The sequence below is a fragment of the Polaribacter sp. P097 genome, from assembly GCF_036864555.1.
Taxonomy (GTDB): domain Bacteria; phylum Bacteroidota; class Bacteroidia; order Flavobacteriales; family Flavobacteriaceae; genus Polaribacter.
This window is the reverse complement of sequence record NZ_JAZETJ010000001.1, coordinates 1351813-1365895: the sequence shown is the minus strand read 5'-3', so window position 1 is coordinate 1365895 and position 14083 is coordinate 1351813. Positions and strand designations below refer to the sequence as shown.

At 33.9% G+C, this 14083-nt stretch carries 12 protein-coding genes; all 12 read left to right on the top strand.

Annotated elements, in window-relative coordinates; genetic code table 11:
* Nucleotides 1-19 precede the first annotated feature (19 nt).
* A complete protein-coding gene (locus tag V7R38_RS06300; protein ID WP_334056756.1) occupies nt 20-3214 on the top strand; it encodes a SusC/RagA family TonB-linked outer membrane protein in 3195 nt (1064 codons plus the stop codon).
* A gap of 36 nt (nt 3215-3250) precedes the next feature.
* Nucleotides 3251-4690 (top strand): SusD/RagB family nutrient-binding outer membrane lipoprotein, encoded by a 1440-nt coding sequence (locus tag V7R38_RS06295; RefSeq protein WP_334056754.1) that lies wholly within the window; start codon nt 3251-3253, stop codon nt 4688-4690.
* Between the two features lies 1 nt (nt 4691).
* The gene (locus V7R38_RS06290) at nt 4692-6023 is read left to right on the top strand and encodes a sodium:solute symporter family transporter (protein ID WP_334056752.1); all 1332 of its coding nucleotides are present in this window, start codon (nt 4692-4694) and stop codon (nt 6021-6023) included.
* On the top strand, nt 6011-6838 hold the full coding sequence (locus V7R38_RS06285) for a metallophosphoesterase family protein (protein ID WP_334056750.1): 828 nt from the start codon (nt 6011-6013) through the stop codon (nt 6836-6838). Before V7R38_RS06290 ends, V7R38_RS06285 begins: the two co-directional genes overlap by 13 nt.
* Before the next feature lie 5 nt (nt 6839-6843).
* On the top strand, nt 6844-7335 hold the full coding sequence (locus V7R38_RS06280; RefSeq protein ID WP_015481130.1) for a rhodanese-like domain-containing protein: 492 nt from the start codon (nt 6844-6846) through the stop codon (nt 7333-7335).
* Between the two features lie 29 nt (nt 7336-7364).
* The gene (locus V7R38_RS06275; RefSeq protein ID WP_334056747.1) at nt 7365-7979 is read left to right on the top strand and encodes a TIGR04282 family arsenosugar biosynthesis glycosyltransferase; all 615 of its coding nucleotides are present in this window, start codon (nt 7365-7367) and stop codon (nt 7977-7979) included.
* 24 nt (nt 7980-8003) lie between these two features.
* Nucleotides 8004-8819, top strand: a complete 816-nt coding sequence (locus V7R38_RS06270) for a purine-nucleoside phosphorylase (RefSeq protein WP_334056745.1) — start codon at nt 8004-8006, stop codon at nt 8817-8819.
* A 32-nt stretch (nt 8820-8851) separates the two neighbouring features.
* Nucleotides 8852-9811 (top strand): oxidoreductase family protein, encoded by a 960-nt coding sequence (locus tag V7R38_RS06265; protein WP_334056744.1) that lies wholly within the window; start codon nt 8852-8854, stop codon nt 9809-9811.
* The gene (locus tag V7R38_RS06260; protein ID WP_334056743.1) at nt 9801-10616 is read left to right on the top strand and encodes a 3'(2'),5'-bisphosphate nucleotidase CysQ family protein; all 816 of its coding nucleotides are present in this window, start codon (nt 9801-9803) and stop codon (nt 10614-10616) included. The genes V7R38_RS06265 and V7R38_RS06260 overlap by 11 nt, the downstream gene beginning before the upstream one ends.
* A 277-nt stretch (nt 10617-10893) precedes the next feature.
* Nucleotides 10894-11364: a type II secretion system protein GspG gene (locus V7R38_RS06255; protein ID WP_334056741.1), complete on the top strand. Its 471-nt coding sequence runs from the start codon at nt 10894-10896 to the stop codon at nt 11362-11364.
* Between the two features lie 465 nt (nt 11365-11829).
* Nucleotides 11830-12894, top strand: coding sequence for a DUF481 domain-containing protein (locus V7R38_RS06250; RefSeq protein ID WP_334056739.1), 1065 nt, complete (start codon nt 11830-11832; stop codon nt 12892-12894).
* A 115-nt stretch (nt 12895-13009) separates the two neighbouring features.
* Nucleotides 13010-13996, top strand: coding sequence for a PliI family lysozyme inhibitor of I-type lysozyme (locus V7R38_RS06245; RefSeq protein WP_334056737.1), 987 nt, complete (start codon nt 13010-13012; stop codon nt 13994-13996).
* The last annotated feature ends 87 nt before the right edge of the window (nt 13997-14083 follow it).

Here is a 14083-nt window from a genome sequence, read left to right as displayed (position 1 = left end):
TACACAAAATTACTACGTAATGAAACACATTTTTATGTGGATTTTACTGTTGGCATCTAGCATCAGTTTTTCACAAATTAAAATATCGGGTACAGTTACCGATAAAATTTCTGGAATGGGTATTCCTTCTGTGGCCATAGCTACCTCATCAGAAAACGGAACAACTTCAGACATAAATGGATCGTATACCATTTTTGTAACTGATAACAATCAAGTATTAACCTTTTCCTATTTAGGATACAAAACACAAAAAATAACTATAGGTACTCAAAGAATCATCAATGTTCAATTAGAAGAAATTGAAACCAATTTAGATGAAATTGTGGTAACAGCCTTAGGTTTAAATAGAAAAACAAAAGAACTGGGTTATGTAGTTCAAGAACTAAAATCAAAAGAAGTTACCAGCGTAAAAACTGTAAACTTTCTAGATAACTTAGCTGGTAAATTGGCAGGTGTTACTATTTCACAAGGAGCTACAGGTGTAGGTTCTTCTTCTAAAATTACCATTCGTGGAGAAGCTTCTTTCTCAAATAATAATCCGCTTTTTGTGGTAGATGGTACACCAATTAACAACAACTCTGTTTTTAATTTTACCAACGAAGCAGCTGCTGGTTTTCAAGAAATTGATTTTGGTAATGGAGCTATGGAAGTAAATCCTGATGATATTGAATCTGTTACAGTTTTAAAAGGGCCAAGTGCTGCAGCTTTGTATGGTACTCGTGCTTCTAATGGTGTAATTGTAATTAACACAAAAGATGGTAGTAAAAAACAAGGTTTAGGGGTAAGCATTAATTCTTCTATTACATTTGATTCTGCCTTTCGTTTACCAGATTTTCAAAACGAATTTGGCCAAGGAAATTCAGGAAATTTTGAATATGTAGATGGTTTAGGAGGTGGAGTTAATGATAACATTACCTATTCTTGGGGGCCAAGATTAGATGCAGGCAACTTAATTGCACAATTCGATTCGCCTGTAACGTTAGCTGATGGCACTGTTGTAAGAGGTGGAGATACCTCTTTATATTCAGGCAACACTATCACTCCTACTCTTTTTCAATCAAACCCAGATAATTTAAAAGACTTTTATCAAACAGGAGTAACCACCATTAATAATATCGCTATTAACGATAGTTTTGAAAGAGGTTCTTACAGATTATCTATCACAGATTTGGATAGCGAATCTATTATTCCTGGTGTGAACTTAGAGCGAAAAACGGCTGCTTTAAAGTTGAATTTCAATCCTTCAGAAAAAACAAGAATTACAAGTTCTGTAAACTATATAAATTCAAGTTCAGACAACAGACCTGCAAATGGTTATGGTAGCGAAAATGCAAACTATTCATTAGTTGCTTGGGGGCCAAGATCTTTAAATATTGATAGTTTACGCGATTATTGGCAACCTGGTTTAGAAGGAGTGCAGCAATACTCTTTCAATTACACATTTTTTGATAATCCGTTTTTTATTTTAAAAGAAAATACGAATGCTTTCAATAGAGATCGTGTTTTTGGAAAGATTGCTGTAAAACATCAATTTACAGATAATTTAAGTGTTTCTCTTCGATCAGGAATGGATTATTCATCAGAAAAGAGAGAACTAAAACGAAACTTTAGTAGCAATCGTTTTAAAAATGGTGCCTATGCAGAACACGATGTTTTTTACAGAGAGGTTAATACCGATTTTTTAGTAAATTACAACAATACCTTTGGTGATGTTTCTTTTGATGTTTCTTTTGGTGGTAATCGATTAGACCAAAATGCAAGTACAAAACAAACACAAACTACCAATTTGGCTCAGCCTGGTATTTTTAGCTTAAACAATGCAGCATCTCCTTTAGAGGTTTTTGAATTTACGTCTAAAAAGAGAATCAACTCTTTATATGGTATCGCTAAATTTGGTTACAAAGACTTTTTGTTCGTAGACATTACAGGCAGAAACGATTGGTCTAGTGCATTAGCCACACCTTTTTCTATAGATGGTACATCCTTCTTTTACCCTTCTGTATCTTCTAGTTTCATTCTTTCTAATTATACAGAATTGCCTTCGGCTATTTCCTTTGCAAAGCTAAGAGCAAGTATTGCTCAAGTGGGTAATGATACCAATCCTTACCAAACTTCTGGTGCATTCGTGTCACAAACGCCTTTTAATGGGCAACCCACCTTTAGCAATCAAGACTTTATTCCAAATTCAAATCTAAGGCCAGAAATTACCACTTCTTATGAATTGGGTGCAGATTTGCGTTTCTTTAAAGATCGACTAAATATTGACTTTACCTATTACAATGCCACCACAAAAGATCAAATTATTTCTTTGCCAATTCCTATTTCTTCAGGATACAATCAACAAGTTATTAATGGCGGAAAAGTAAATACCACTGGTGTAGAAATTATTTTAGGAGGTACACCAATACAAACCGAAAACTTTACTTGGAACACCACTTTTAACTTTGCAAGTAACAAATCTGTAATTAAAGATTTACCTCAAAATGATGGACGTTTAACCCTAGCCTATAGCAGAATTTACAACAGTGCCAATCAAACAGTTTGGTTTCAAGTAGAAGAAGGTGGTCAAATAGGTGACATGTATGGTACAGGTTATGAAAAAAATGCAGAGGGTGAATTTCTCTTAGATGATAATGGTAGATATATAGCCAATAACGATTTAATAAAAATTGGAAACTACAATCCAGATTTTACCTTAGGTTGGAACAACTCGTTTCGTTATAAAAACTGGAACGCAAGTTTCTTGTTCGATTGGAGACAAGGAGGAGAAATTGTATCGAGAACAAGAGCTTTAGGTAATGTAGGTGGTCAATTAGCAGAAACCGCTTTTAGACCAGATGCAGGTATTGTTGCTCAAGGTGTAAATGTAAATACAGGTCTGCCCAACACAGTTGCTGTAACTGCAGAAAGCTATTACAGACAATTTTACGATAGAAACCATGAAGAAAACAATGTGTATGATGCATCTTTCTTAAAACTTCGTCAAGTTTCTATAGGCTATGTTTTAAATTTAGAAGAAGGTTTTTTAGGCTTAAAAGATACCTCTAGCATGAGTTTTTCATTTATAGGCAACAACCTTTTTGTGCTTACAGAAAACCCACATTTCGATCCAGAACAATTGGCTGTACAAGGCAATGGTTTTGTAAGTGGTGTAGAAGATATGAGTTATGCCAATAGCAGAAGTTTAGGGTTTAAATTAGGGTTTAATTTCTAGTTCTTACTAGCGTAAGAATTCTTAAAATAAGAAAACATGAAAAAATATATAGTCATCATTACAATATTCATTGCAGCTATTACAGGCTGTACCAAAGATTTTGAAGAAATCAATACCAATCCTAATGCACCTGTGGCTGTGCAACCTAGTTTGTTATTAAGACAGGTTATTTATGATTTTGGTGAACAAATGAGTTACGAAGGTTTTGTTGCAGGCGATTTGTTAGGGCAGCACAGAACTGCCTTAGATTTTAATTTATTTGACAGACACGATTTAAAAAGTCCGCAATTGGGTGGTAATCCTTGGTCTATTTTTTACACCAATTTACGTGATAATGAAATTATACTAAACCAAAGTAGAACTACAGATGCTTTTGCTGTGTATGAGGGTCCTACCTTAATTTTAAAAGCTTATATGGCTGCTGGTTTAACAGATTTATTTGGAGATGTTCCTTACTTTGAAGCCTTTAATGGTGTAGAAGGTACTGTAACCCCTAAGTATGATTTGCAAGAAGACATCTATCAAAATGAAAACGGAATTTTAGACAATTTAGATAAAGGTATTGCAGCCATAAACGCCTACAATGGTTCTATTGGTTTAGAGGGTGATATCTTATTTGACGGAAACTTGCAATCTTGGATTCAGTTTGCCAACTCCTTAAAAATCAAATACCTCATTCGTATTTCTAAAAAAGTAGATGTTGCTGCTCAGCTGCAAAGCATCTATACTCAAGGCAATTATATTACCAATAATAATGATAATGCTGTATTCGATTTTACAAATTCAGAACCAAACAGTTTTAGATTGGCGCAATTAAGAGTTGGAGATTTCAACAACTTTGTGCTTTCTGAAACCATGGAAGAAATTCTGCTAGATTTAGATGATGCTAGAATAGCCACCTTTTTTAGACCTTTTGCAAACGCAACTTCCAACGAATTTAACGGTTTAATAAACGGAATTAACTCTTCTACAACCTCAATTGCTTTAGCAGATTATTCGCTATCAGGCACTACATTTAGAGAAGACACCTCTACTTTAGATGCCAATCTTATGACTGCTTGGGAAACTAGTTTCTTATTGGCAGAAGCTGCAGAAAAAGGATTGATTACTGCCAATGCAGAAACTCTTTACAATGAGGGTGTAGCACAAGCTTTTGATTACTGGAATACTGCTTTGCCAAGCAATTATTTAGTAGGTAATGCCAATTATAATGCTGCAGGTACAACTCCTTTAGCGCAAATTATAACCCAAAAATGGATAGCTTCTATCATTCAAGGTTATGAAGGTTGGATAGAATATAGAAGAACAGGTTTTCCTGCACTTAAGGCTGTTTCTGCAAGTTTAAATAATGGATTAATTCCTGTTAGAATGCCTTATCCTGCTGAAGCTGCAACTTTAAATCAAGAAAATTACAGTGTAGCTGAAGCTGCAACAAATGGCAATAGTTTAGATGTAAACGTTTGGTGGAACGAATAATATGGATGTAATTAATTGGCAATGGGCGTTGGTAATTTGTTCAAGTATCATCTTGTTCTTTCTATCACCACTCGCAAAAACTACAGATGAATTCTTTAAAGCAGTTCATAAAAAGAAAGCACCTAGCACCTTAGTGTTAACAGGTAGCTTAATCATTTCATGGATTTTTGCAAAAAGCATAACCAATGCAGCCAATTTAGGCTTGGCATTTGGTTTAGTGGGTGGTGTTGCTTATGCTGGGTATTACCTATCTTTTGCTGTAGCAGGCGTTATCATTTATCAATTAAGAACACAAGGTAATTTTACAAGCATTCATCATTTTCTAAATTCTAAATTTGGGAAACAAGCTGTAGCCATTTTCTCATTGCTTATCGCATTTCGATTGTTTAACGAAGTTTGGAGCAATACCATGGTTATTGGTAACTATTTTGGTGATGTTGGCAGTGCCTCATACTATTGGTCTATATTAATTTTTACAGGTTTAACCTTAAGCTATGCCTTAAAAGGTGGCTTAAGTAGTTCTATTTTTACTGATGTTCTTCAAATGGTATTGTTCGCAGTTTTACTCATTGTAATATTAGCTATGTTATTTCATACCGAAGATTTTTCCTCAAAAGAAATTCTAAATTCAGGAACTTGGAGTTTTGAATTGGGGCTCAATTTGTTTTTTGCAGCACTTTTACAATCCTTTAGTTATCCTTTTCACGACCCTGTTCTTACAGATCGCGGATTTATAAGCAGCCCAAAAGTAACGCGTAAAAGTTTTCTTTGGGCAAGTATTTTAGGTGCTTTCTGTATCATCTTTTTTAGTTTTATTGGTATTTATGCACAAACGCAAGGTTTAGATGGACAAGCTGCAGTTGCTGTAGGTAAAGCTTTTGGTGTAGTGTTGTTATTAGTAATTAATTTTATAATGATTACCTCTGCAGCCTCTACCTTAGACTCAACATTTTCATCATTTTCTAAATTATTGACAGTAGATTTAAACTTAGGGAAATCCGTTTCTTTTGGACGATTGGCCATGGTTGCAGTAGCCATTTTAGGTACAATTCCTGTTTTTTTAAATGCAGAAATTTTATCAGCAACCACCATATCAGGAACCATGGTAATTGGGTTAACACCTATCTTTATTTTCTGGAAACAGAACGTTCCTAAAATTAGTTTTTACCTATCTGTAGGTGCTGGCTTGGTTTTTGGCATCCTTTTAGTGTTTGATGTTTTTCCTGAATCACTCATTTTTACTGAAGGCAAGTATGCCAGTTTATTGTGGGTTAATCTTTGGGGCATTAGCAGTTGTATCATTTTATATTTTATTCCAAAATGGATCAGATAACAGAAAAATTAGGTCAGAAATCAGGAAAACTACTTGTTTTTGGTGGTGTGTATAGCAATTTACAAGCCCTAGAGGCCTTAAAGCAAGTTGCAGAACAAGAAGGTATTGCACCAGAAAACTGCATTTGTACAGGAGATATTGTAGGCTATTGTGCTCAACCAGAAGAAACAGTACAACTCTTTAAATTATGGGGCGCAAAAAGTATTGTGGGAAACGTAGAAATACAATTACGAGAAAATGCTGCAGATTGTGGTTGCGATTTTAGAGAAGGCTCAAGATGCGATGGATTTTCGCAATTGTGGTATCCTTATGCACAAAGCAAACTTTCTGAAAACTCGTTAGCTTTTCTAAAAACATTACCCAATTACATCAACTTTAAGTATGCCAATCAAAAAGTTAGTGTGGTGCATGGTTCGTATTTTAATGTGTCAGAATTTATATTTAAATCTACACCTTGGGCAACAAAACAACCAAATTTTAAGGCCACAGAAAGTGATGTAATTATTGCTGGTCATTGTGGTTTACCCTTTTATCATCAAAAAGAAAATAACTTATGGTTAAATCCTGGTGTTATTGGTATGCCAGCAAATGATGGTAATCCTTCTGTTTGGTATGCCATTTTAGATGATACACAGAATACTTTGTCTTTTACACATAAAACCTTAAATTACAATTATAAATTAACCAGTAAATTAATGCAAAATGGTTTGTTACCAGAAGAGTATTCAAGAACCATAGTTACTGGCATTTGGGACAATACAGAAATTTTGCCTGCCATAGAAAGTGGCTTGCAAGGTTTTGGAATACAATTATAATCATCATGAAAAGAATTGCTTTTTTACTACTATTTATTAGTACAGCTACTTTTGGGCAACATAAATTAGACAAGTTACTAGAAAAATGGAACAAGAGAAATGTGCCCTACATGTCTGTAGAAACTTTGGCCTTGCCACAAACTGATGCTATTTTATTAGATGCAAGAGATCAAAAAGAATACAATGTAAGTCATTTAAAAAACGCCATTCGAGTGGGATATGATGATTTTAAAATCAACGAAACCCTACCCAAATTACCCAAAGATAAAAATGCAAAAATAGTGGTATACTGCTCTTTAGGCATTCGCTCTGAAACTGTAGCGTACAAATTAATGCAAGAGGGCTATACCAACGTTTACAATTTATATGGTGGCATTTTTGAATGGAAAAACGCCAATTTTAAAGTTGTGGACACTTTGGGCAATGACACAGAAAAAGTACACACGTTTAACAAGACTTGGAGCAAATGGCTTCAGAAGGGAAAAAAAGTGTATTAAGTTCTACCCTCTAAAAGCACAAAAAATTCATGAATAAAAACCTACTACTCATTTTTACAAGAAATCCAGAATTGGGTAAAGCTAAAACACGTTTAGCCAAAACAGTGGGCGATGAAACTGCACTTGATATTTATAAGTTCTTATTAGAAAGAACAAGAGATGAAGCCATTCAAGTAGCAGCAGATAAAGCAGTTTACTATTCAGTTAAAGTTAGAGAAAATGACATTTGGGATGCTGCTCTATTTCAAAAACACCAACAAAAAGGAGCAGATTTAGGCCATAGAATGCAACATGCTTTTGAGCAAGGATTTAAAGCCGGTTATGAAAAAGTACTTATTGTAGGTAGTGATTTGTATGATTTATCTTCTAAAAACATCGATTATGCTTTCGAAACATTAGACCAACATGATGTAGTACTTGGTCCTGCAGAAGATGGTGGGTATTATTTATTGGGCATGAAAACTTTACATACGTCTGTATTTCACAACAAAGAATGGGGTACTTCCACTGTTAGAGCAGATACTTTAGCAGATTTAAAATCACAAAACGTTAAACTATTAGCAATAAAAAACGATATTGATTTGTATGAGGATATAGAATCTATACCAGAAATTATGAATCGTTTTATTCTAAATAAAAATTAAAAAACAAACAATTCGATAGCTATTATGAAAGCAGCACAGTTACAAGAAACCATACAATTTTTAAAAGCAAAAGGCATTGACAACCCAGAAGTTGGTATTGTTTTAGGTACAGGCTTAGGTAAATTGGTAGACGAGATTGAAATTAGTATTGAAGTCGCTTATTCAGATATCCCTAATTTCCCATTAGCTACTGTAGAATTTCATTCAGGTAGAATTATATACGGAACCTTATCAGGTAAAAAAGTTGTGGTGATGTCTGGTCGTTTTCATTTGTATGAAGGCTACACACCTTGGGAGGTTACTTATGGCATTCGTACACTACATGGATTGGGCATTCAAAATTTATTGATTTCTAATGCAGCAGGTGCTATAAATCTAGACTATAACAAAGGCGATTTAATGCTAATTGAAGACCATATCAATTTACAAGGTAGTTCTCCACTAGCCTTTAAAGGTGCTAATGAGTTTGGAAACATTTTTGCTGATATGTTAGAACCTTATTCAAAAGCCATTAACACCCAAATAAATTTAATTGCCACAGAACAAAATATTCAGTTACATAATGGAACCTATGCCAGTGTTTTAGGCCCTCAATTAGAAACAAGAGCAGAATACAGAATGCTTCAAATTTTAGAGGTAGATGCAGTAGGTATGAGTACTGTGCCAGAAGTAATTGTTGCCAAGCAATTAAACCTACCTTGTGCAGCCATTTCTGTATTAACAGATGAATGTGATCCTAAAAACCTACAACCTGTAGATATTGCTGAAATCATCGCCATTGCTGGTGAAGCAGAACCAAAAATGATTGCATTATTTAAAGGAATTATAGGAAAATTATAAAAAGCGCTAAAACCCTTTAGTGCTACTTTTTTATGAACCATCACTTCCAATCTTTTATCCTACAACAAACAAAGGCAACCTCTCTACAAGAAAAAGAGGTCATCCAATCGCTTTGGAGTGGCTATGGCCAAATTAAACGCATTGCTTTGCAAGGTTCTGATATTAAAAGTGTGGTGGTTAAAAACATACAATTGCCTCAGCAGGATCGTCATCCTAGAGGTTGGAATAGCGAAATAGGCCATCAGCGTAAGCTAAAATCGTATCAAGTAGAAACACATTGGTATAGAAAGTATGCCTCAAATGCCTATGCTAGATTGCCTAAGTGTTATGGCATCACTACTCAAAAAGATGAAGTTTGTATCCTTTTAGAAGATTTAGATTCAGCTGGCTATAACCATAGAAAGCAAAGCCTTTCTTGGCAAGGTATTGCCAATTGTTTAGCATGGCTAGCCAAGTTTCATGCCTCTTATTTAGGCAAAGACCCTCAAGGTTTATGGGATACAGGCACCTATTGGCATTTGGCAACAAGACCCCAAGAATTAGCGGCCTTACAAGATGAAAATTTAAAAACAGCCGCTCATAAAATTGATGAAAAATTAAACCAATGTACCTTTAAAACTTTTGTGCATGGTGATGCTAAATTGGCCAATTTTTGTTTTTCTGATTTTGATGAAGTGGCTGGTGTCGATTTTCAATATGTAGGTGCTGGTTGTGGTATGAAAGACATTGCTTATTTTATAGGAAGTTGTTTGTCTGAAAAAGAATGCGAGCGTTTAGAATCACAAATTTTAGATACCTATTTTAAACATTTACACAAAACTTTAGGCAAAGAACACAAAGCCTTAGAAAAAGAATGGCGTGCTTTGTACCCTGTAGCTTGGGCAGATTTTCATCGTTTTTTAAAAGGATGGAGTCCTGGTCATTGGAAAATAAATTCTTACAGTGAGCGCGTTACGCAAGAAGTAATCAAACAACTGAATTATGGATCTTAAAGCACTTGCAGATATTGCCACAAAAGCGGCTTTAAAAGCTGGTGAGGCCATCCAAAAGTTCGATAGAACTAGCTTAAAAGTTCAGCAAAAAGAAGGAGGCAATACCTTAGCCTCTCAAGTAGCCACAGCTTTAGATTTGGAGTGCGAAAAGATAATTCGTACTTATTTAGAACCAACATGCAACCAATTTCAATTGGGCATTTTGAGTGAAGAAACCGAAGATGATCAAAGTAGATTTACCAACGACTATTTTTGGTGCGTAGATCCTTTAGATGGCACCTTAGCATTTATAAACAATCATCCTGGTTTTTCAGTGTCTATTGCTTTAGTTTCAAAAGAGGGTAAACCTGTAATCGGAATTGTGTTCGACCCAAGTACTAACAACCTTTATGCAGGTATTCATGGCATTGGCACTTTTAAAAACAGAAAGCCTTGGTTACTAAACAAACCCAATAACAAACTAACCTATATTACCGATAAAACTTTAGCGGATACTCCACAAAAGGAGGTCATCAAAAAGCACATTCAAACCAAGGTGCAAGCTTTAGCATTAAAAGAGTATCAAACAATATCAGGAGGTGGTGCAGTGCTAAATGCCATCTTAGTTGCCGAAAACAGCCCTGCACTTTTACTTAAACCTACGAAACTAGAAAAAGGTGGTGGTAGCCTTTGGGATTTTGCAGCTACCGTTTGCATATTTCAAGAATTAGGCCTTACTGCAACTACTTACAATGGCACAGCCCTAAACTTAAACCCTAAAAACACTACTTTTTTAAATACACAAGGGGTTTATTTTTGTTCATAACAACTATATAATTTTCAGACATAAAACATCATGGAATTTCAATAGCAATGCAAAAATCATTTTATATTTATTTTTAAAATGAAAAATGTATCACCATAAATTTTGAAATAACAGACCTCAATCTTACTTACTACAAAATACAATGATATTGATTTACAACGAATTTCATCTTCAGATAATGGTCATAAAAAAGTAACGTTATCCCATAAAATTTAATGAAAAAAGAGTACTTTTATGAAGATATAATATGTTGTAGCACATTTGAGAAACGAATTAAATGATAGAATTAATACTTTCGACTTTAGCTGAATTTGGATTAATTCGTGAAGATTATAAACATCAAAAACGAATAACTAAAAAGGAAAAAGAAGACGGAATTAAAAGACCAATTCAAAAATATTTTATACAACCAAGTGCATTGATGTTTATTTCTGTTTTAGTCATTGGAAGTTTAAGTGCTATTCTGCTTTTTACTTATCAAAGAAAATCTGTATTTCCTGAAAAAACGAAAAAAGAAATATCGGAAATGAGCGACAGAATGGAAAATTGGAATAAAAATTTAGGAAAATATCCAACGGAACTAAATGAATTAATCGGAAACAGCCCTTTAAGACAAGATTGGAAAAAAGACGCTTGGAATCGAGAATATGAATTTAAGACTATCGAAAATGGAAACGGATTTTTAATCACATCTGCTGGTTCTGACGGAAAATTTGGAACTGAAGATGATATTAAGTCTGTTAAATGAAAAAAAAGGTTAATGTAGTTTTAGGTTTAATTCAAATAATTTTATCTGTTTACTGGATTTATAAAATGATATTGCTTTATTACAGATATCATTATACAGATATACTTTTTGCTTTTATATATCCAAATTGGGTAATATTCATAAATATTATCTTAAGTATTACAAACATATACTTTGGAATAAAATTAATGAACGGGAAAATATCCAACAAACGAATTTATTTGACAATGGTAATTTTAATAATCATTGGAGGAATGATAAATATATTAAGTGTAGCATAAATAAAAACGTGCTACAACAACGTGTATATTTTATTGCTTTCTTTTAGCCAACTTACGAAAATCCTCGCGGATTTTCTATTCAGTTTTTATTTGCTAAATTTACACTAAACCAAAGCAACAAAGCATACACAAACACGTTCCAACTATTTTTTTGATTATACTGTAACCTTTATTTTTTAATTACATGAATAAGTTTTACGTTTTACTTTTTTTATGTTTTGGCATTCAATGCATGACTTTTGGCCAAAACGATATCTTAAAATTAAAAAACAATGATATCATTGTAGGAGACTTAAAAAATATGGACAGAGGTATTGTAACAATAGAACCTCCCTACTCAGATGTTGACTTTAAAATTAAATGGGAAGAAATACTAGAAGTTACCACATTTCAGCGCTATTTAATTACACTAACCAATGGAAGTAGAATTAACGGTAGTTTCAAAAGTGAGGCACCTGGAAAGATATTTATAGACAATGAAGAGGGTGAAGACCTTACCGTTAATCAAGATGACATTGTAAACATTAATAGTGTAGACAGAGGGTTTTTAAGCCGTTTATCAGCAAATATAGATTTTGGTTTTTCACTTACCAAAGCCAATAATCAGAGGCAATTGAATAGTAATTTGAGAATAGACTATTTAGCAGACAGGTGGTCCACAAACCTATATTACAATACCTTAGTTACAAATCAGGATGATGTTGATCGAATACGAAGAATTGATGGAGGCCTTGGCTATAGGTATTTCCTTCCTAAAGATTGGAATCTAGGAGTAGATTTAACCTTTCTTTCCAACACAGAACAGTCTTTAGATTTAAGGACCTCAGCAAAACTAGGTTTAGGTAAATTTGTAAAAAGAAGCAATGCTTTGTACTGGCTTATTGCAGTTGGTGCAGCATACACTAGTGAAACTCATTCATCAGTTCTAAATTCTAATAACGATTTATCTTCACAGATCCCAGATCGAAATTCTATGGAAGGCTATTTAGGAACATCGTTAAACCTATATGATATTGGCGATATAAATTTGATCGCTAATCTCAATTTATATCCAACTATTATTGCTGATGATTCTGTTGAATCTGGTCGTTTTAGAACCGACTTTAGGTTCGATGCAAAATACGATGATTTCGTTTTAAAAGATTTTTATATTAGAGCTGGCTTTACCTTAAACTACGACAACAAACCTGTTGAAGCTGGTAAAGAAGTAGATTACATTTTTACCACTGGTTTTGGATGGAGTTGGTAAGAAAACAAAAGTACTGTAAGACTTTCTGTCTGCGATTTATTTGCTAACTTTAGTATTTAAATCACGTAACTAATCTCACCCAAACGCTTTGACTGCAATTAAATTAAAACTAAAAATGAAAGAAATATTCAAACTATCTTATCTAATCGCAATTGTTCTTTTTTTGACTATCAGCTGTAAAGATGAAAGAAAAAAGACAGAAAAAGTTTTAACCCAAGAGGCTACTGAAGAATTTAATGTAATAGGTAATTACGTTTCTGAAGATTATTCAAAAAGAAGCGAAGGGTATGATTGGGTGTCTGTTGCGATTACGGAAGTAAATAATAATCAATTGAATATTTCAGTACGCTCTCGAGCAGACAAGAAAAAACCCACTTGTACATTCGATGCAGTTGCTAAAAAAGTAGATGACAAAGTTTACCAAACTCAAATTAATGGGAAATCCATTCTGTTTGAATTTACTAATGCACAAATCAGTATATCTGCAGAAAAAGAAGAACACGAAAGTATACTTTATTTTTATTGCTCTGGTGGAGCAAGTATTGCCGGAACTTACGAGAAAATAAATGAACAAATGGATCAAAATCAAATTGACAAAACAAAATTCAATAGCGTACTTAATTTACAAGACGTTGGCTTTAGTGTTTCTTCAATAGAAAAAGATGGCAAAAACACCCTCACAATTTCCACATTTGGCTTACAAGAAAGTGAATACAACGAAACATTTATTATTGACGGTGAAGAAGTTACCAATGCAGAAGTTGAAGACCTTAATTCTGATGGCTCACCAGAACTTTTTGTTTTTACCCGATCTGTTGGAAGTGGAAGTTACGGAAAGGTATACGCATTTTCCGTTAACAATAAGAAATCAATGAGTGAGATCTATTTTCAGCCAACATCAGAAAACAGCGTGATAAATAAAGGTTATATGGGCCATGATGAATTTTCTCTCGTTGAAAATACTTTAGGTCAACGATTTCCAATCTATAAAGAAGGTGATACAAACGCTGCACCAACTGGAGGAACAAGACAAGTTTCTTACAAACTAGTTGATGGAGAAGCCATGAGAAAACTTAAAGTTGATAAAATCACCGAATATTAAAAACTACCGCCAACAATGGCTAAAAGTAATTACTAGTTCTAGCCTTCTTACAAAAGTCTTGGCAGACTTTCTATCTGTGATTTATTT

What these genes read in the sequence shown, in the direction of transcription:
- V7R38_RS06300 (WP_334056756.1), top strand. Translation starts at nt 20, where the DNA reads ATGAAACACATTTTTATGTGGATTTTACTGTTGGCATCTAGCATCAGT.
- V7R38_RS06295 (WP_334056754.1), top strand. Translation starts at nt 3,251, where the DNA reads ATGAAAAAATATATAGTCATCATTACAATATTCATTGCAGCTATTACA.
- V7R38_RS06290 (WP_334056752.1), top strand. Translation starts at nt 4,692, where the DNA reads ATGGATGTAATTAATTGGCAATGGGCGTTGGTAATTTGTTCAAGTATC.
- V7R38_RS06285 (WP_334056750.1), top strand. Translation starts at nt 6,011, where the DNA reads ATGGATCAGATAACAGAAAAATTAGGTCAGAAATCAGGAAAACTACTT.
- V7R38_RS06280 (WP_015481130.1), top strand. Translation starts at nt 6,844, where the DNA reads ATGAAAAGAATTGCTTTTTTACTACTATTTATTAGTACAGCTACTTTT.
- V7R38_RS06275 (WP_334056747.1), top strand. Translation starts at nt 7,365, where the DNA reads ATGAATAAAAACCTACTACTCATTTTTACAAGAAATCCAGAATTGGGT.
- V7R38_RS06270 (WP_334056745.1), top strand. Translation starts at nt 8,004, where the DNA reads ATGAAAGCAGCACAGTTACAAGAAACCATACAATTTTTAAAAGCAAAA.
- V7R38_RS06265 (WP_334056744.1), top strand. Translation starts at nt 8,852, where the DNA reads ATGAACCATCACTTCCAATCTTTTATCCTACAACAAACAAAGGCAACC.
- V7R38_RS06260 (WP_334056743.1), top strand. Translation starts at nt 9,801, where the DNA reads ATGGATCTTAAAGCACTTGCAGATATTGCCACAAAAGCGGCTTTAAAA.
- V7R38_RS06255 (WP_334056741.1), top strand. Translation starts at nt 10,894, where the DNA reads ATGATAGAATTAATACTTTCGACTTTAGCTGAATTTGGATTAATTCGT.
- V7R38_RS06250 (WP_334056739.1), top strand. Translation starts at nt 11,830, where the DNA reads ATGAATAAGTTTTACGTTTTACTTTTTTTATGTTTTGGCATTCAATGC.
- V7R38_RS06245 (WP_334056737.1), top strand. Translation starts at nt 13,010, where the DNA reads ATGAAAGAAATATTCAAACTATCTTATCTAATCGCAATTGTTCTTTTT.